The sequence below is a fragment of the Paenibacillus montanisoli genome, assembly GCF_003268025.1.
GTDB classification, from domain to species: Bacteria; Bacillota; Bacilli; order Paenibacillales; family Paenibacillaceae; genus Paenibacillus_Z; species Paenibacillus_Z montanisoli.
This window is the reverse complement of sequence record NZ_QLUW01000005.1, coordinates 37583-56720: the sequence shown is the minus strand read 5'-3', so window position 1 is coordinate 56720 and position 19138 is coordinate 37583. Positions and strand designations below refer to the sequence as shown.

General features: G+C 50.2%; 20 protein-coding genes. All 20 read left to right on the top strand.

The window, feature by feature from the left end:
* Positions 1–138: 138 nt before the first annotated feature.
* The 20 genes from DL346_RS22955 (at position 139) to DL346_RS22850 (ending at position 19066) form a co-directional block, all read left to right on the top strand.
* Positions 139–2103 (top strand): helicase-related protein, encoded by a 1965-nt coding sequence (locus DL346_RS22955; RefSeq protein ID WP_240633375.1) that lies wholly within the window; start codon positions 139–141, stop codon positions 2101–2103.
* A gap of 16 nt (positions 2104–2119) precedes the next feature.
* Complete coding sequence (locus DL346_RS22950) at positions 2120–2953, top strand: ComF family protein (protein WP_112884730.1); 834 nt, start codon at positions 2120–2122, stop codon at positions 2951–2953.
* A gap of 88 nt (positions 2954–3041) precedes the next feature.
* Positions 3042–3467 carry a TIGR03826 family flagellar region protein gene (locus DL346_RS22945; RefSeq protein WP_112884729.1) on the top strand — a complete coding sequence of 142 codons (426 nt, stop codon included), beginning with the start codon at positions 3042–3044 and terminating at the stop codon, positions 3465–3467.
* Positions 3468–3567: 100 nt separating this feature from the next.
* Positions 3568–3861 (top strand): flagellar biosynthesis anti-sigma factor FlgM, encoded by a 294-nt coding sequence (gene flgM, locus DL346_RS22940; RefSeq protein ID WP_112884728.1) that lies wholly within the window; start codon positions 3568–3570, stop codon positions 3859–3861.
* Complete coding sequence (locus DL346_RS22935; protein WP_112884727.1) at positions 3858–4358, top strand: flagellar protein FlgN; 501 nt, start codon at positions 3858–3860, stop codon at positions 4356–4358. Before flgM ends, DL346_RS22935 begins: the two co-directional genes overlap by 4 nt.
* A gap of 15 nt (positions 4359–4373) precedes the next feature.
* A complete protein-coding gene (flgK, locus tag DL346_RS22930; RefSeq protein WP_112884726.1) occupies positions 4374–5951 on the top strand; it encodes a flagellar hook-associated protein FlgK in 1578 nt (525 codons plus the stop codon).
* 22 nt (positions 5952–5973) lie between these two features.
* Positions 5974–6894 (top strand): flagellar hook-associated protein FlgL, encoded by a 921-nt coding sequence (gene flgL, locus DL346_RS22925; protein ID WP_206098576.1) that lies wholly within the window; start codon positions 5974–5976, stop codon positions 6892–6894.
* 19 nt (positions 6895–6913) lie between these two features.
* Complete coding sequence (locus tag DL346_RS22920) at positions 6914–7480, top strand: DUF6470 family protein (protein ID WP_112884724.1); 567 nt, start codon at positions 6914–6916, stop codon at positions 7478–7480.
* 58 nt (positions 7481–7538) lie between these two features.
* Positions 7539–7970, top strand: coding sequence for a flagellar assembly protein FliW (gene fliW / locus DL346_RS22915; protein ID WP_112884723.1), 432 nt, complete (start codon positions 7539–7541; stop codon positions 7968–7970).
* Positions 7964–8197 (top strand): carbon storage regulator CsrA, encoded by a 234-nt coding sequence (gene csrA / locus DL346_RS22910; RefSeq protein WP_112884722.1) that lies wholly within the window; start codon positions 7964–7966, stop codon positions 8195–8197. Before fliW ends, csrA begins: the two co-directional genes overlap by 7 nt.
* A 224-nt stretch (positions 8198–8421) precedes the next feature.
* Complete coding sequence (locus DL346_RS22905; RefSeq protein WP_112884721.1) at positions 8422–9564, top strand: flagellin N-terminal helical domain-containing protein; 1143 nt, start codon at positions 8422–8424, stop codon at positions 9562–9564.
* 653 nt (positions 9565–10217) lie between these two features.
* On the top strand, positions 10218–10607 hold the full coding sequence (locus DL346_RS22890; RefSeq protein WP_112884718.1) for a flagellar protein FlaG: 390 nt from the start codon (positions 10218–10220) through the stop codon (positions 10605–10607).
* Positions 10608–10632: 25 nt separating this feature from the next.
* Positions 10633–12219 carry a flagellar filament capping protein FliD gene (fliD, locus tag DL346_RS22885; RefSeq protein ID WP_112884717.1) on the top strand — a complete coding sequence of 529 codons (1587 nt, stop codon included), beginning with the start codon at positions 10633–10635 and terminating at the stop codon, positions 12217–12219.
* A gap of 16 nt (positions 12220–12235) precedes the next feature.
* Entirely contained in the window at positions 12236–12625 is a 390-nt protein-coding gene (fliS, locus tag DL346_RS22880) for a flagellar export chaperone FliS (protein ID WP_338066323.1), read from the top strand.
* A gap of 5 nt (positions 12626–12630) precedes the next feature.
* On the top strand, positions 12631–12972 hold the full coding sequence (fliT, locus tag DL346_RS22875; RefSeq protein WP_112884715.1) for a flagellar protein FliT: 342 nt from the start codon (positions 12631–12633) through the stop codon (positions 12970–12972).
* A gap of 189 nt (positions 12973–13161) precedes the next feature.
* Complete coding sequence (locus DL346_RS22870; RefSeq protein WP_112884714.1) at positions 13162–13359, top strand: cold-shock protein; 198 nt, start codon at positions 13162–13164, stop codon at positions 13357–13359.
* Positions 13360–13583: 224 nt separating this feature from the next.
* Positions 13584–14129, top strand: coding sequence for a ribosome hibernation-promoting factor, HPF/YfiA family (gene hpf / locus DL346_RS22865; protein ID WP_112884713.1), 546 nt, complete (start codon positions 13584–13586; stop codon positions 14127–14129).
* Between the two features lie 233 nt (positions 14130–14362).
* Complete coding sequence (gene secA / locus DL346_RS22860; protein WP_112884712.1) at positions 14363–16870, top strand: preprotein translocase subunit SecA; 2508 nt, start codon at positions 14363–14365, stop codon at positions 16868–16870.
* A 57-nt stretch (positions 16871–16927) separates the two neighbouring features.
* A protein-coding gene (gene prfB / locus DL346_RS22855) for a peptide chain release factor 2 (RefSeq protein WP_112884711.1) occupies positions 16928–18050 on the top strand; the annotation gives its coding sequence in 2 pieces (ribosomal slippage) (positions 16928–16999 and positions 17001–18050; 1122 coding nt in all).
* Between the two features lie 128 nt (positions 18051–18178).
* Positions 18179–19066 (top strand): YitT family protein, encoded by an 888-nt coding sequence (locus DL346_RS22850; RefSeq protein WP_112884710.1) that lies wholly within the window; start codon positions 18179–18181, stop codon positions 19064–19066.
* Positions 19067–19138: the final 72 nt, after the last annotated feature.

Sequence of the window (19138 nt, the reverse complement as noted above, 5' to 3'; positions counted from 1 at the left end):
GAGGTATAATCGAACTGTTCATAAACGAGTGAAGCACACCCGTATGATCTGCCGGCGGCAGGTTGCGCGGTGTGCTTTTTTTGTTGGGTTTTTGTAGTTGAAGCCGCGATTGAGCGGTGGCGGAAAGGCGGTTTGCGTATGCGCGTGTTACTGTATGTGGTTCAGTCGGGGAGCCGATCGCGGGCAATATGGTCGATTGCGCCCGAGGTCGACTGGGCGTACTGGCTTGATCGGGATTTTCGGCAGGAGGCGAAGCGGGTAATGGGTTGCTCCGTTTCGGACGGGAAGGCGACGCCGGATGTACCTGTTGTAATCGCTTGGTCAGAGCCGCTGCCGCTGGGGTTAGCGGAGCGGGTTGCTGAACGCTGGCCTGGCGATGCAGAGGAGATTGGCGAGGCCTTGAGGCGTTTGGTCCTTGGGGTGGTGGCGGAGCGTGAGGGACGTGAAGGGAGCGAGGCGGGTGAAAGGCGTGAGGGGCTTGAAGGGCGTGATAGGCGTGGTTGGGCTGCTTTGGGCCGGGCGCAGCAGGTATATCGCGCTTCCGAGCTGTGCGAGGAAGCGCATGTGCTGGCGGCGCGTGCTCATCGCGCCGCTTCGCTGCTGCAGGGACGAGCGCTGCTCAGCAGCGAAGCGCTCGCCCTGCTCGAGGCCGCGGGTGCGGCCGGGCCGGCCGGTGCTGCGGCGGCTTGGAGCGCGGTGGCACCCGCGCTCCAGCTGGCCGCGCTGCTCGGCCGGCTGCGCCTTGGCGGCGCGGTCGCCCCGGAGCCGCAGCCACGGCTGCTGCGGTGGCTGCGTCGGCTAGGCGCGAGGCCGCGCCCGCGGCTCCGCTGCCAGCGCTGCGGCAGCGGCACGGCGCGCATGCGCCGAACGGCATGCGCCGCGTGCGGCAGCGCATGCGCGTACTGCGAGGCATGCCTCACGATGGGCCGCAGCCGCGAATGCGGCCTGCTCATCCTCGGCATGCCGAGCAGCGGCGCAGCCGCCGGCGCCACGCGCGCGGCAAGCTCCCCTGCGCCAAGCGAGCCGGCCCCATCGTGGGGCCTCAGTCCGGCTCAAGCCGCGGCAACGGCAGCCGCACTCGGCTTCATGGCGGCCGGCCCTGGCCGAACAACCATCCCTCGCAGGTTTCTGTTTTGGGCAGTCACCGGAGCGGGCAAAACCGAAATGATTTTCCCGCTGATCGAGGCATGTCTGCAGCGCGGAGGAAGGGCGCTGATCGCTACGCCGCGCAGGGACGTCGTGCTGGAGCTGGACCCGCGAATCCGGCGGGCTTTTCCGAAAGCGGCCGTCGTCACCCTCTATGGCGGCAGCGAGCAGCGCTGGGAGCAAGGCGACATTACGCTGGCGACCACGCATCAGTTGTTCCGGTTTCATCGGGGCTTCGACCTCGTCGTGATCGATGAGATCGATGCGTTTCCTTATCATAACGACGCCATGCTGCAGTTTGCCGCAGACAAGGTCTGCAAGCCGGAAGGCGTCAATATCCTGCTGTCCGCAACGCCTCCCGCCGAGCTAAGGCGGGCAGCGGCACTAGGCCGGCTTGCGCATGTGCGGGTGCCGGTTCGCTTTCATCGTCATTCGCTCCCGGTCCCGGTGCAGCGCCAAATTCCATCCGTCCGCAAAATGCTGGACAAGCCCGGCCTTCCCGGTGACCTCTTGAAGAGGCTCCGGCATTCCTTGGACCGTGGCGCTCAGCTCTTTGTCTTTGTTCAGCAAATTCGCGATGTCGATCCGCTAGTCGAACGGCTGAGACGGGCTTTTCCCGGTATCGCGATTGACGGGACGTCATCGAAAGACCCTGACCGCGCTCGGAAAGTAATCCGGTTCCGGGACCGCGGCATCCGCTTGCTCGTGACGACGACCATTCTCGAGCGGGGCGTCACCGTACCGATGAGCGATGTGTTTATTTTGGATGCCGACGGCAAGCTGTTCGATGACGCATCGCTCATTCAGATGGCGGGCCGAGCCGGAAGGTCGAAGGACGACCCGGCAGGGCTTGTTTATTTTTACGGGTCAGCTCGCACGCATTCCCAGCAGTCGGCTATCCGGCAGATCAGAAGCATGAACCGGATCGCCCGCCGCAATGGGTATCTAAATCATTGAAAGGTACGATAAGCCCATGTCCTCTTCATCATCCCTCTGGCGCAGGCTTCAAAAGTTCACCCAGCAAACCTTTTCGTCTTCTGCTATCTTGCTGCAGCCTCAATCTCCTTCCTGCGCCGTCTGCGGCAGCCGAGACGGCAAAACGCCGCGCCATGACCGGTTTCCGCAGCTGTGCGGGCGCTGTTACGGGAAAATTCCGTGGATTACGCAAATGTTTTGCCCTGTATGCGGCCGACCGGAATGGTGTCCGGATTGTATCCGCCGTACCGGCACTGCTTTTGTCTGTAACCGTTCAGCCGTTCGCTACGATCCCGTCATTCGGCAATGGCTCGCACTCTATAAATACCGGGGGAACGAGGGCTTACTCCCGCTGCTAGGCGAGATGATGGCCATGGCTTATCGGGGCATGATCGCAGAACTATCTCTCACCAGCCAAGAACAAGTTCAAATCCACGGGCTCATCCCGGTTCCCGTCAGCGAGGAGCGGCTGCTTGAGCGCGGTTTTAACCAAGCCGAACAGCTCGGATCCTATCTAGCCGGCAGCGAGCGGCTTGCGTTATACGACATCCTGCATCGTACTCGCCACAGCGACAAGCAAAGCTTCAAAACAAGAGGCGCTCGCCTTCGGGACACCGAACAGCTTTTCGCAGCCGATTTGCACGCAGCTGCCGCAATGCTGGACTCATTCAACTCTAGCGGCTTAAAAACGCTCAGACTGCTAATAATCGATGATATTTATACAACCGGCAGTACGGCAAACTCTTGCGCGCAGGCCCTTGCCGAAGCCTTGAAGTCATTGGCTCCGGCACTGCCCGTCCGGATTTACATTCTTACTCTAGCCCGCTCTTAATGCTCTATCTCAAAAAAATGGTGAATTTTGTCCATATATGAGTTAATATGGAGTCAAAAAACGGCCTGACCGAAGGGAACGGTGCAAGATGAATCTTGGAAATTGCCCTCGCTGCGGGAAATTGTTCGCCAAAAACTTCCGCGACGTTTGCCCGGCCTGCATCAAAGAAATCGATAATGAATATACGCTATGCTCGGACTATCTTCGTAAACATAAAGGCGCCATCATTACCGAGCTTTCGGATGCGACCGGCGTTTCGATAAAGCAAATTACGAAATTCATTCGCGAAGGCCGGATTTCGCTCGTCGGTGCGCCAAACCTGATGTACCCATGCGAAATGTGCGGCATTCTTATACGGGACAATACGAAATGCGAAAGCTGCCGAGCCAAACTGCTCAAGGAAATCTATAAAGCCACCAAGCAAGCGCAAGCCGACACAGCTCCTAAAAACGAAGACAAAGCGCCGACCACCGCCGCTTCCGCATACCGCAATCTGGAGCGCGGGCGGGACTGAAATCCGTCTAAATTACGAAATCTATAAATAATTACATGCACTTGCCGATAATACTCTTATGCGGAGTTATCGGCTTTTTCAATTGTTGGAGGGATTTCTGATGAAGATAAATCAATCGCACCGGATTAACGCAGTGAATCCATATCAGAAGCAAAGCGAGCAGCAGCCGACGGGGGCGACGGACCGCAAACGGAAAACCGACGAGGTGCAAATATCGGCCGAGGCGCAGGAGATGCTTTCTTCCAGCCGGGTAAACAGCGCTGACCGTGCCAAGCGGATTGATGATCTGAAAAAATCCGTAAGCTCCGGGACCTACCATGTAGAGTCCGGGAAAATCGCGGAGAAATTGCTGCCCTTTCTTAATAACAACGACAAGTCAGGTGAACCCAAATGATCGTCGTAACGATTATTGCGACGCTTGAGCAGCAGGCTGACGTCTACAGCCAATTGCTTGCGCTGGCCAAAGAGAAAACGCCGTATCTTGTCCATAACCAAGTGGATCGGCTGAATGCTGCCATCCAGAAGGAGCGGAAACTGCTCAAGACGGCAGAGGAACTGGAGCAGCAGCGCATGCGGCTTTCGGGGCAATATTTTACGAGTTTAAACATGCTCCGCTATAAGGGCGGCAAGATCAGCGAAATGATACGGACGGTTACTTCGCCTCAAGATAAGATACGATTGACGATTGTACATACGGAACTTACCGGGTTGCTTGACGAGCTGCAGAAGGTTAACCAGCTTAACCAACAGCTTATCGAGCAATCATTGAAATTCATAGATTACTCGATTGATTTGATGGTAGAGAAGCCAATCGACGATATTACCTATCAGCATCCTCTCAGCCTTGGATATGGAAATGCGCGCAATCGATTATTTGATACAAGAGGATAGGGAGGACCCCCTGTTATGAGTTCTACTTTTCATGGAATTGAAACGGCCAAGAGGAGCCTATTTACGCAAACGGCTGCTTTAAACACGACCGGCCATAATATCTCAAATGCGAATACGGCAGGCTATTCCAGACAAGTCGTCGGCATGACGGCATCGAGACCGATGGAGTACCCGGGCTTGAACAGATCCAATGCGGCGGGTCAATTAGGAACAGGGGTAGAATTTGCATCCATTACTCGCGTTCGTCAAGCTTTTCTGGATGATCAATTCCGCAACGAGAACAAGGCACTGGGCGGTTGGGAAATTCAAGCGGACACGCTGAATAAGCTGGAGAGCATCGTAAACGAGCCTTCCGATACAGGTATCCGCACGGTACTGGATAACTTTTGGAAATCGTGGTCTGATTTAAGCAAGGATCCGGAGAATATAACGGGACGGAAGATCGTACGCGAGAATGCGATTGCATTAACGGACGCCTTTAATCAAACCAGTAAACAGTTAAGCGACTTAAGCACGGACTTAGCTAATAATATTCAAGTCAAAGTAAATGAAATCAACTCGATCGTAACAACCATTTCCAATTTAAATACAGAGATCTCGCGGGTTGAAGGATTAGGGAACAACGCTAACGATCTGCGAGATCAGCGAGATCTGTTAACGGATAATTTATCTAAAATTGTGAATATTAGCGTGGTTAATACGTCCGCGGGCTATGATATTTCAATGGGTGGGGTCAATCTAGTAACGGGAGGAACCTCTGCGCCGACGTCAGTAGATGCCCTTACCACGGCTTTTGGCAGCGGCGATGGAACCGGAGATTTAAATAGCGGCGAAGTGTTCGGCATGTTCGTTTCAAAACAAAAATATGTAGCCAGTTATCAAAATCAGCTGGACGTGCTGGCAAATACGATCGCAAACGGTGAAATTACGATTACCATTCCCGCCGGATCGGTTATGCCTGAGGGGACAACGGTCAAAACGCCGGATGGCGACATATCCTTCGCCGGCTCCAATCGATTGCTAACACAGGATACCGTCGTTATTGTGAATGGACTTAACGGCTTGCACAAATTAGGCTATACCTTCGGCACTCCTGCCAAATCGGGAGAAGACTTCTTCACAGCAGCATCGGGCGATATTACGGCCGGCAGCATCCGATTAAATCCCGATATTGCAGCAGATGCGAGTTTAATTGCAACGTCGTTGCGCACAACCGGAACAGGAAATAACGAAACAGCGGTCAAAGGCAACAATACGCTTGCCGCATTAATGGCAAACCTCAAAGACACATCATTTGCCTTTTCAACAACAGGAAATGGTATTACAAGCGGCAGCATCGACGATTATTTTAGATCCATTGTCGGGCAGTTAGGGGTTCAAGGGCAAGAGGCACAGCGTCAGCTATATAATCAACAAGTGCTTGTCGAGCAAGTAGATGCCAGCCGCCAAGCTGTCAGCGGAGTTTCCATTGATGAAGAAATGTCCAATATGATTAAGTTCCAGCATGCCTACAGCGCAGCAGCTCGATTTATGACTGCGTATGATGAAATTTTGGAAAAGCTAATAAATGGAACGGGCACTGTAGGACGGTAATCCAAGATAGGTGGGGATGAAGTTGTCATTAAGAATCACGCAAAGCATGATGCATGCGCAGCTGCTCAGAAATGTGAATAATAACTTAAGCCGCATGGATAAGCATCAAACGATGCTCGCAACGGGAAAGAAAATAAACGCTCCCTCCGATGACCCGGTTGGTATTACCTACGCCTTGCGGTACCGCAGCGAAATTTCTATAAATGAACAATATCAGAGAAACATAGATACGGCCAAATCTTTCGTAGATCATACGGATACCGTATTATCGCAATTGACGGACATCCTGCAGCGCGCCAATGAACTGACTGTTCAAGGGACAAATGGTACGAATCCTCAAACCGCATTAGATGCGATTGCCGAAGAGATGGGACAGCTTTACGAGCAAGCCGTAGCAATCGGCAATGACAGGCTTAACGGCAAGTCCATTTTCAATGGACAAATGACCGATAAAGACCCTTATACAGTGGCTGGAGCAGCAACTGAACAAGCAGATAATCAAGCCATTCTTTATCAATTTGCCGCAGGTGTTACAATTCCGATTAATGTGACGGGTGAAGCGGTATTTGGAAGCGCTAACCCTGCGCCGCCGGCTGCCGCTACAACGCCTGATAATCTTTTCACGGTATTAAGCGGATTGCAGAAGGCATTCTCGGCAGGAGATCAATCACAGGCTGGGGCATTATTAGGACAATTAACCACAAGAATGGATAAAATACTGAATGTTCGTGCGGAAGTAGGCGCAAGGAGCAATCGGATCGATCTCATGGATGCTCGAATAAAAGATTTGAATGTGAACATGACGGAGCTGAATTCCAAGATCGAGGATGCCGACATGGCAGAAACGATTACGAAGCTGCAAGAGGATCAAAACGTGTATCAAGCTTCTCTATCCGTCGGAGCCAAAATCATTCAGCCAAGCTTATTGGATTATTTAAGATAATCCAATTGGGGGGAGCCCTTTGGAACTACCGCGCTTATCGATTCATCAAACCTATGCTAAGATTGGCATTCAGACACAAGCAGCGAGCCTGGACATTCAATCTCCGCCCGGTGAGTTGTCTATCCAGCAGCCACAGGCCAAGATGGAAATCGAATCCTCCCGTGGCGAGCTTGAAATTGATTCATCCGAAGCTTGGGCAGCACTTGGTATGGGGTCAAATTTAGAGTGGTTAAATTCGATCTACAGTCAATGTAAAAGCATTGCGCTTCAAGCCATTGCGAAGATCGTAGAAGACGGCAACCGGATGGCGCAAATCACCAATCCGAACAATGCGTTTGCAGAGCTTGCCCGCGATGCCTTTCAGCGTAAGAATCCCATTCAGTACGTTGGAGAAGCTTCCGTAGATCATGTAAGGTTGCATTATCGTGCCCATGCACCTATCATCAATATTGAACCGCAGCTTCCTTTGATTGAGTACACGGCCCATAAACCGGAGATTCAATATCATCCGGGTTCGGTGGAAGTCTATTTAAAGCAAAAGAACTCCGTTGAAATCCGCGTGAGCGAATACGATAAATACATATAATCATACGAAATGCTATAGCGCTGGCTATAGCATTATCTGTTGGAGGAGAGTGTTTTCCATGCTCAATTTCTTACAAGGCAGGATTTTTCAATTGAATGGCAGCATTCTTGGTTTTGAGGATTGCAATGAGTTTTCCATACAGGTAGTGGAGGAAAATCCGAGTTTCGCTTACTTGCAAAGTCTGGATCACGACTATGTAGGATTTCTGGTCATAACGCCGTTTGCCTTTGAGACCGACTATTCGATTGATATTGAGGAGAAAGATAGGAAGCTGCTCGATATCGAAGCCTCTGAAGATGTAAGCGTCCTTACTATTGTAACAACCACTGAGCCGTTCACGAATTCCACTGTAAACTTGCTTGCGCCTATAATATTGAATACCAGGAACGGGCAAGGCAAGCAATATGTACTTCCCCCCTCCAGCACATACAGCACGAAGGAACCGCTCTTCAACGTCGTTCAATTGGAAAGCGGTGAATCGTCATGTTAATATTGAGCCGTAAAAAAGGCCAGTCGATATTGTTAAACAACAATATTGAGATTGTTATCTCTGCAATTGATGGGGATCAAGTGAAGATAGGAATCAAAGCGCCAAGCGATGTGAATATCCTTCGTAAAGAAGTGTATGATGCCGTACAAGAAAGCAATAGACAAGCCTTGCAGGGGCAGCTTAATGTAGCGGAACTGAAAAAATGGTCTAGTCCCAAGAAAACCTAACAACGCTCCCAATGCATATGGCATTGGGATTTTTTTATATCTCTGATGTTGTCGCGCTGGACATCATTTTTTGAGTTTTGAGGAAATTGCTATAAAGAATTGCAATAGGTCCGCCGATATAAAAAATAAGCGCTGTTTCAAAGCCTGGCGGCCGACCTGATCGCGAAACAGCATAAGTCTCCACAAGGATGTGGGGGCATACCAACTTCAAGGAGGAAGAAAAAATGAGAATTAATCACAACATTGGAGCACTTAACACTCACCGTCAGTTGTCTGCTAACACTGCAAACCAAAGCAAGAACATTGAGCGTCTGTCTTCCGGTCTTCGTATCAACCGCGCTGGTGACGATGCTGCAGGTCTTGCCATTTCCGAGAAAATGCGTGGTCAGATCCGTGGTCTAGATCAAGCCTCCCGAAATGCTCAAGATGGTATTTCGTTGATTCAAACAGCTGAGGGCGCACTTAATGAGACACACTCAATTCTTCAGCGTATGCGTGAACTTACGGTTCAATCGAACAATGGTACAAATACTGCAGATGATTTAACTGAAATTCAAAAGGAAATTTCTGAATCAGTTGCTGAAATTGATAGAATAGCATCCAAAACAGAATTTAATACAAAAACATTATTAAATGGAAACATCGGAACTAAAGCTGCGAATGGAACGGCGTTGATCTCAGATTTTACGGCTAAAGGTATTTCCCTTGATGTTTCAGGAGTAAAATCAGGTGCAACATTAACATTTACTCTTGTAGCTAACACTAGTGTCGCGGTGAGTGATGGAACCACTACGCAGGTATTAACACAAGACCCTGATTCTGTTACTGCAGGATCTACTTTGAATTTCGATAAGCTGGGGCTTAAAATGTCTTTTGCTTCAAATGCAGACTTAACTGCCGGTTTTGGAGGTGCATCATTAACTACCAAAACCATTACTACTTCAGGTAACCAACTAAGTTTTCAGATTGGTGCAAACCAAAATACAACACTTGATATTTCTATTAATGATATGAGTTCAACTGCTGTTGGTACAGGTACAGGTAATGCTAACGTAACAAGTGTTGGCTTAGTTAATGTAACTAATCAATCATTCACCGAAAATATCAAAGCTGTCGATCAAGCTATTAAACAAGTATCAGCTCAACGCTCCCAATTAGGTGCGTGGCAAAACCGTCTAGACCATACTATTAATAATCTGAATACATCTTCAGAAAACCTGACTGCTGCAGAATCTCGCGTTCGTGATGTAGACATGGCGAAGGAAATGATGGAGCAAACCAAGAACTCCATCCTTGCTCAAGCTGCTCAAGCGATGCTTGCTCAAGCGAACCAACAGCCGCAAGGTGTTCTGCAATTGCTTCGTTAATCTTGACGAGCGACAAAGAGATCCTAGACCTTCTAGGGTCTTTTTTGCTTGAGATCGAAACGAAACAAAATAAAAGATACATCACAATGTAGAGCATACATTCATATGATGTTTGCAACATTTGTCGGAGTTCAACCTGGAAGGATATGACCGCCAAGTCTGCTTTGAGCAGGACGACTATTTGCTGAGTGATCTGGGTTGGCCGGAGTGCGTGGAGCGAGTCCAGTTAGGCGGTTTCGCGATTTTCAAGATATACATGATGAAAGCTGAGGACATAGGCGTACGAACAACTCAATTGAAGAAACTCTTGACGATGAATCTGAACGATTTTTGAAGGAACGTGCAGATTGGAACGAAAGTTGGGCTGCCTCAATCCTGAAAAAGGATTGGGGCAGTTTCTGTTTTTGGGAGACGAAAAGTATGAGTCAAACAAAACTGTTTCGGAGGAGTCGATAGAGATGAAAAGTTTTCAGCCTGCAAAGCGGGTAGACATCGTGAGCTTGAAGGGAGTGGATTTGGAGGAAGTGGAGCAAGTTTCGGCCAACGAGCAAGGGTAAGGCTGAAAGGAAACACATTTTTTTCAATAGGCTCTATACATCATTGCTCATATGACACCGATATAAGTAGTAGCATATCATCGGGAGGAAAGCACTATGAATATGAATCTGCCAATCAGTAATGTGCCAATGAGTAGCTCTGTACCCAATGCAGGTAGCGATCGACAAGGCTTATCGGATCAGCAGAAGAGTAATTCACCAGGGCTTAAAAATGAAAGGGAATTGAAGCAAGCGGAAAACAATGGTGTGAAGGTACCCTTAGGTGAAGAAATATTGATTAAAGCGATTGAGAAAGCGAACAAAGCGGTTATGGGCGTGGCGACTTCTTGTGAATTTTCCATTCATGAGAAGACAAAGCAAATCATGGTTAAAGTCGTCGAAAAGGAAACGGGCAAACTGATTCGTGAAGTTCCACCAGAGAAAATTTTAGATCTTGTAGCAGCGATGTGCGAAAAAGCAGGCATATGGATTGATGAGCGGAGATAATGGCTAGTAAAAGGGTGGTGTGGCAATGGTATTAAGGATTAATGGAATGGCCTCGGGCTTGGACATCGACAGCATTGTCAAGCAGTTAATGACAGCGGCGAAGGTGCCGGCAGACAAGCTGAAGCAGCAAAAGCAAACTGTCGAATGGCAGCGTGACATCTATAAGGATATAAACAAGAAATTACTTGATTTCCGAAATAATAAAGTTTTTAACTTCAAGTCAGAGAAAACCCTTGCAGCTAAGCAGGTGGCGATTAGCGGAGATAACCAAGTGTTTACTGCCACTGCAAGAGCGGATGCCCCTATTGGGACAACGTCTATCAAGGTGATGTCGCTTGCGACATCAGCGAAGATGACAGGCGGAGATATTCGCGTCGCTCCTGTCGCACCGGACACAACCGTATTCGATCCGGCTAGTAAGCTTTCGGATCAGACTGCGAAGTTGGATCCATCATTAATCGTAGGCACGGGAACAGGAGTCGGAACGGACTATTCCTTCAAAATAAATGGAACCCAAATCGATGTTGATACCAGTGTGGATTCGCTCAATGATGTGATCTCCCGGATTAATAAGACAACGAATGTGAATGCCTTCTACGATTCGTTCACAGGGCAAATTAGCCTTACGACGAAGGCGACGGGAAAAACTGCGGATATCAAGATCACAGATGATACTAATAATTTCGCCGGTTCCATTCTTAAGTTAAATGGTCTTGTTAATACTCCGGCAGAAAATGCGAAGCTAGAGATCAATGGCATCTCCACAGAGCGTGAAAGCAACTCCTTTTCGATAAACGGTATGGATATCGTATTAAAGCAGAAGAGCGTGTTTACCGGTGTGGCCGGTCAGGAAGCGGATCCGACCAAATATGTTGCTACATCCATCGGTGTAAGCACGGATACAAGTAAGATAGTAGATTCGATCAAGACCTTTATTAATGATTATAATGATGTATTGAAGACGCTTCAGGATAAAGTAGGAGAGAAGCGTTACCGCGACTTTCTTCCACTGACGGATGATCAACGGAAAGACATGAAAGAGGATGAAATTACGCAATGGGAGACGAAAGCGAAGAGCGGATTGCTGTATAATGACAGCATTTTTTCATCAGCCATTGCCTCTTTGCGTTCCGTAACGTCAGCTGTTGTAAATACAGGAAATAGCGACTACAGAACGTTATCTTCCATAGGAATCGGTTCCATCAATTATGCTGAGCACGGTAAGCTATACGTAACAGATGAAGATAAGTTAAAGAAGGCCATTGAGACCGATCCGGATGCGGTGTTGGCCTTGTTCTCAGCGACGGGTAATGGTGATGCTGACGAAACCGATGTTGGGATTGTTCAGCGAATGTACAGTAACCTGAAGGTTACTCTCGATATTATTGCGAGCAAATCGGGAACATCAATTTTTTCCGACTCTGCAGTCTTGAAATCAGACAGCATGATGGGGAAACAGCTCACCCAAATATCCAACCAAATCGATACATGGAACAGCCGCCTCATCGATATGGAGAATAATTACTATAAAAGATTCACCGCGATGGAGCAAGCCATTTCTAGGATGAACTCCCAATCGCAGAACCTGGCCAATACTTTCTCAGGGAATTAATTAATAGGAGGAACCAATGATGCTGCAAGCACAGATGAATAAATACTTGGACAACTCCGTTCAAACCGCCTCGCCTGCGCAATTGCTGATTATGCTTTACGATGGCGCGATTCGTTTCTCGAAGGCGGCCATAATGGCAATCAAAGACGGTAAGAACGAGGACGCCAACCGGAACCTGCTTAAGGTTCAAGCTATTGTATCGGAATTTGAGATTACGCTGGATCGAAAATCGGAGCTGGCCGATGGATTGCTGAAGCTCTATGAATATTTCAAAATGCGCTTAATGGAAGCAAATATTAAGAAAGACACTGCTCCGGTTGAAGAAGTACTCGGTTATTTAACCGAGCTTCGGGAGACATGGGTTGCCGCCGCCAGACCTGTAGCGAGTGCTCAGAGGAGCTCTTAACGGTCATGGAAGCGTTAAGTGAATTAGAGCAGTTGACGTTGCAGATGATCGCAGATATTAATGAAGTAACAGTGGAGCAGATAGAAAGCTTTTTGGATCGGAGAGGGCGCATCATTCAGGAAATCCAATCCTATTTCACAACTCATCCAAAAGACGGGTCGGAGCTGGAGCTAGTGAACCGAATCCTAGGTTTTGACGATCGCATATTGAAACGTATGGAATCATTGAAGAACGAAGCGATGCTAGGGTTGAATAATTTCAATCGGGCACGCGTTCAACGTGACGCTTATGGCGCCAGTGGAGCATACGGTACCGATAATAGTTTATTCTTCGATGAAAAGAATTAGCAGCACCATTAAATGCACCCGATTGGGTGTGTTTTTGTCTGTAAATATTTTCTAAATCAAAAGCCAAAAAAATCAAAATGTATTCGCTTACAAAAACTATTGACAATATTGTGAAGCGGATGGTATATTCGATTTGTGGGCCACGCCTAGTGATCTCGCAGCTATATGAAGATGAAGGGAATGTTATGAATGCAAGGTAAAGTAAAATGGTTCAACGCTGAAAAAGGTTATGGATTTATCGAGACTGAGCAAGGCGGCGACGTATTTGTTCACTTCTCCGCAATCCAAGCTGAAGGTTTCAAAACTCTTGAAGAAGGCCAATCCGTTGAGTTCGACATCGTTGAAGGCGCACGTGGTCCTCAAGCTGCAAACGTTATCAAACTGTAATCATACCGCTGTTAAGCGGCCACATTATATATGGTTCGCGCTTAACCGAATGTGATCAGCAGAAGCCCCGGGAAACCGGGGCTTTTTCTTGTTTTCGCGGACATGCTTTTTCCCAGATCCTTTCATCTATTAAATTATTAAATAATTCAAAAAAGACAGAAAATATCTTTGAGATCGCCTATGGACGATGTTATAATAAGACTATGTAAAAGGAGGAATGCCACATGAAATACAACATTCGAGGTCAACACATCCTAGTGACAGACGCCTTGCGCGACTACGTCGAGAAGAAGCTTAGCCGCCTGGAAAAGTATTTTGAAGAGCCGATTACCTCCGAAACAAATGTGACCATGTCCGTAACGAAAGGCAAGCACGTTATTGAAGTCATGATTCCGCTTTCTAACGCAATGCTGCGAGCAGAAGAGAAAAGCGAAGACATGTACGCTTCCATTGATTTGGTTGTGGACAAACTGGAACGTCAAATTCGCAAACATAAAACGAAAATCAACAACCGATACAGGAAGGAGAGCGGCATCCGCACCTTGTTTAAGGAAGACGGGGCAGCGGCCCGCGTGCTTGAAGAGGAAGAGGATTATGAGCTGGTAAAGACGAAACGCTTCATGCTCAAACCTATGGATGTCGAGGAAGCGATCCTTCAAATGAACATGGTGGGACACAATTTCTTTATGTTCGCGAACGCCGCGACCAAAGAAGTTAACGTCGTTTATAAACGCAGCGATGGCCGCTACGGATTAATAGAAGCGGATTAAACAGACGAGGCAGGGCCCTGGGAAACCAGGGTCCTTTTTTGCTAGAGGACATAATAGACGGCTCAAAGTGGAATGTCTTGGAGACGGCAGGCTCAGCAGTATACAAATTGTACAGACTTTCCAAGGGTTTGAGGCGTCATCCCAGCTTCTCCCTAAGGGGAGTAACATTGCGGTAACTGCCGCAAACTGTTACAATTTATGCAATAAGGCGTAACAGACGAAAGGGGAAGACCATGCTCGGACTTGTAAAGAAATTATTCGGAGACGCCAATGAACGTGAGATTAAGCGTCTTATGCGTACCGTAGAGGAAATTAACGGCCTGGAGCCGGAAATTTCGAAGCTGTCGGATGAGGGGCTTCGGGAGAAAACGGCAGAATTTAAAGCCCGCCTTGAAAAAGGAGAAGATATCGACAGCTTGCTTCCTGAGGCGTTCGCGGTCTGCCGCGAGGCATCGAAGCGCGTGCTGGACAAGCGGCACTATGATGTGCAGCTGATCGGCGGCATGGTGCTGCATGAAGGGCAAATCGCCGAGATGAAAACCGGTGAAGGTAAGACACTGGTTGCAACGCTGGCCGTTTATTTGAACGCGTTGCAAGGCAAAGGTGTCCATGTCGTTACCGTCAATGACTACTTGGCTACGCGCGATAGCGAGCAAATGGGTCAGATCTATACCTTTTTGGGATTAACGGTCGGATGCAACCTGCATGGCCTCACACATGAGCAGAAGCAAGAAGCTTATGCATGCGACATCACATATGGAACGAACAATGAGTTCGGCTTTGACTATTTGCGCGATAACATGGTTCTCTACAAGGAGCAAATGGTACAGCGCCCGCTTTTCTATGCCATCATTGACGAAGTGGATTCCATTCTCGTGGATGAAGCCCGTACACCGCTCATTATCTCGGGTCAGGCTGCGAAATCGACGGAGCTGTATTTTGCTGCGGACCGGTTCGCAAGCCGCTTGAAGGAAGAAGAAGATTTCACGGTAGATATTAAGATGCGTTCCGTTACGCTGACCGATGCAGGGGTAGAGAAAGCCGAGAAAGCGTTCGGCATCGAGAACCTGTTCGACCATGCGAACGTGCTGCTCAACCATCACATTCAACAAGCGCTGAAGGCGCATGTTATTATGAAACGCGACGTGGACTACGTGGTTCAAGAAGACGAGGTCGTCATCGTCGACGAATTCACGGGCCGTCTGATGGCCGGCCGCCGCTACAGCGACGGCTTGCACCAAGCGATCGAAGCGAAGGAACAGATCAAGGTTCAGAACGAGAGCATGACGCTCGCAACGATTACGTTCCAGAACTACTTCCGGATGTACCGCAAGCTGTCCGGGATGACCGGTACGGCGAAGACAGAGGAAGAAGAGTTTAAGAAAATTTACGGTCTCGAGGTCATCACAGTGCCGACGAACCGTAAAAATGTCCGTAACGACATCGCGGATGTCGTCTACAAAACCGAAAACGGCAAGTTTAAGGCGGTCGTCGAAGAAATCGTCCAGCGCCATAAAAACAATCAGCCGGTGCTCGTAGGTACGGTATCCATCGAGAACTCGGAGAAGCTGTCCGAGATGCTGAAGAAGAAGGGCATCCAGCACAAGGTACTGAATGCGAAGTATCACGCGGAAGAAGCGGAAATCATTTCGCGCGCGGGCCAGTCTGGCTCGGTAACGATCGCGACGAACATGGCGGGCCGCGGTACGGATATTTTGCTTGGCGAATTGGTGGAGGGGCTTGGCGGTCTGCACATTATCGGTACGGAGCGCCATGAGAGCCGCCGGATCGACAACCAGCTGCGCGGTCGTGCCGGCCGTCAGGGCGACCCGGGCTCCTCGCAGTTCTACCTGTCTCTCGAAGATGATCTCATGCGCCGTTTCGGCTCGGAGAACATCATGGGCATGATGGAGCGTCTGGGCTTCGAAGAGGATCAGCCGATCGAGAGCCGTCTGATCTCCCGTGCGATCGAATCCGCTCAGAAGCGCGTAGAGGGCACGAACTTCGATCAGCGTAAAATCGTTCTCCAATACGACGACGTTATGAACCAACAGCGTGAAATCATCTACAAGCAGCGCCGCGAAGTGCTCTTCTCCGAGAACATCCGCGAAATCGTGCTTGAGATGATCAAGCCGGTCGTTACGAAGATCGTGGAAGCACATTGCCCGTCCGAAGAGGTTCCGGAGAACTGGGAGCTTCAAGAGATCGTCGATTATGCGGAAGGCAACTTCCTGAACGAAGACATGATCACAAAGGACGACCTATGGGGCAAGGAGCCGAATGAAATCATCGACTTCCTGCTTGAGAAGGTCATCGGCCTGTACGATCAGCGCGAAGCCGAAATCGGCTCGGAAACGATGCGCGAATTCGAGAAAGTTGTCGTGCTGCGCGCGGTAGACAGCAAGTGGATGGATCACATCGACGCGATGGATCAATTGCGCCAAGGCATCCATCTCCGTGCATACGGCGGTACCGATCCGCTGCGCGAGTATCAATTCGAAGGCTTCGAGATGTTCAAGGAAATGATCGAGCACATCCAGGAAGAAGTCTCGAAGTATATCATGAAAGCGCACGTGGAGAGCAACCTGGAGCGCCAAGAGGTAGCCAAAGGCCAAACGGAATCCGGCGGCAGCAGCGAAATGCAGCAGAAGCGCCCGGTACGCAAGGAAGAGCGCGTACGCCGCAACGATCCGTGCCCATGCGGCAGCGGCAAGAAATATAAGCAGTGCCACGGACAATAAGCCTGTCCGCTGCATAAGGTAGGGCAACGAAGTTCATTTTGAGGTGAAGCGATAGTCATGATCGATATAACGGTGAAGCAAGACCTGCGTGAAATGGCGAAGCGTCTCCAAGAGCTCAGGGGGTCTCTTTGACTTAGACCTCAAGCAGGAGATGATTCTCAACTTCGAGGAAAAAATGAGCGCGCCGGATTTTTGGGATGACAACGACCGCGCGCAAAGCACCATCGCGGAGCTGAATGCCGTCAAATCCGTCGTCGATCAATTCGATCGGATGCAGAGCGAGCAGGAAGATCTGCAAGTGATGCTGGAGCTGGCGGAAGAGGAAGGCGACGATGAAGCGCTTGAGGCGGATCTGACGCGCGGCGTCGCAGAGCTGGTCGGCAAGGTAAGCGAATTCGAACTGCAGCTGCTGCTCAGCGAGCCGTACGACCGACTGAATGCCATTTTGGAGCTGCATCCCGGCGCCGGCGGCACAGAGTCGCAAGACTGGGGCCAGATGCTGTACCGGATGTACACCCGTTGGGCAGAGAAGCGCGGCTTTAAAGTCGAGCTGCTTGATTACTTGGCGGGCGACGAGGCGGGCATCAAGAGCGTCACGATCTCCATCAAGGGGCACAATGCTTACGGGTATTTGAAATCCGAGAAAGGCGTTCACCGCCTCGTGCGGATTTCCCCGTTCGACGCGTCGGGACGACGCCATACCTCCTTCGTCTCCTGCGACATTATGCCGGAGATCGATGACGATATCGAGATTGAAATCCGCACCGAGGATCTCAAGGTCGATACGTACCGGGCGAGCGGCGCCGGCGGCCAGCACGTCAACAAGACGGAGTCTGCTATCCGGATTACGCACGTTCCGACCGGGATCGTCGTCTCCTGCCAGACGCAGCGTTCGCAGATTCAGAACCGCGAGCGCGCGATGCAGATGCTGCGATCCAAGCTCTACGAGCGCAAGATCGAGGAGCAGCAGAAGCACCTGGCCGAAATTCGCGGCGAGCAGTCCGATATTGCATGGGGCAGCCAAATCCGCTCCTACGTCTTCCACCCGTACAGCATGGTCAAGGACCATCGCACCTCGGTGGAAACGGGCAACGTCGGCGCCGTAATGGACGGCGACCTGGATATGTTTATCGACGGTTACTTGCGCAGCAAGATCCGGCACGAAGAGCAACAAGGCTAAGCGAGGACGCATAGCGAGGAGTAAGAGTTCCAACACTAGTAGGTGTTGGAACTCTTTTTTGTAAACATCTAAGCAAGTATCGGACGACTCAAGTCGCTTGAGCATCGAGAATAAAGGACGGGACAACTATGAGTAAGCAAGACGTACATAAAGAAAATCGAAGACTGCGGAAACCGCCGGGTCCGAAGACAGAGGCAGCGCTAAGCGTTGCCCTGCTGCTCATCGGGGCGTTTCTGATTGCGATTAGCTTCAACATGTTTTTGGTGCCGCTCGGCATCGCGTCCGGGGGTGTCTCGGGCATATCCATCTTAGTGAATCATGTGTGGGGCATTCCGCCGGCATATACGCAATGGGCGCTGAATGTGCCGCTGTTTCTGCTCGGCTTGTGGCTGCTCGGCAAGCGCTTTGCGCTGAAAACGGCGTTAGGCTCCTTTATCTTGCCGCTATTTGTCCTTCTCACCTCGGATTGGTCGCCGCCAACGAACAACGCGATGCTCGCTTCCATTTACGGGGGGATCGGCGTAGGCGCTGGCCTTGGCCTCGTCTTCCGCGGCAGGGCTTCTACCGGCGGCCTCGATTTGGCGGCGCAGCTGCTGCACCGGTTCACGGGCGTGCGGCTCGGCTTGGCGGTGGCCTGCTTCGACGGCTTCGTCATTGCGGCCGCGGGGATCCTGATTGCGCCGGAGAATGCGCTGTATGCGCTGGTCGGCTTGTTCGTCACAAGCAAGACGATCGATTTTGTGCAGACGGGCTTGGCGACCTCTAAGGTCGCTTTCGTCATTACCGATCGGCCGGAGGAGATCACGCAGGTGGTGCTTCATGATCTGGACCGCGGCTTGACGAAATTGGACGGGCATGGCGGGTATACGGGCGAGGCGCGCAACGTGCTGATGGTCGTCGTCGGACAAGGCGAGGTGTCGAAGCTGAAGGGCCTCGTAAAGGCGGCGGACCCGGATGCGTTCGTCATCATTAGCGACACGGCAGAGGTGCTCGGAGAAGGGTTTCAGCTGGCTTAAAATAGCTTCAAATAGCCGTTGAATTATTATGAATACGTATGTATAATAATACAAAGTGTTGACTATTTCCTC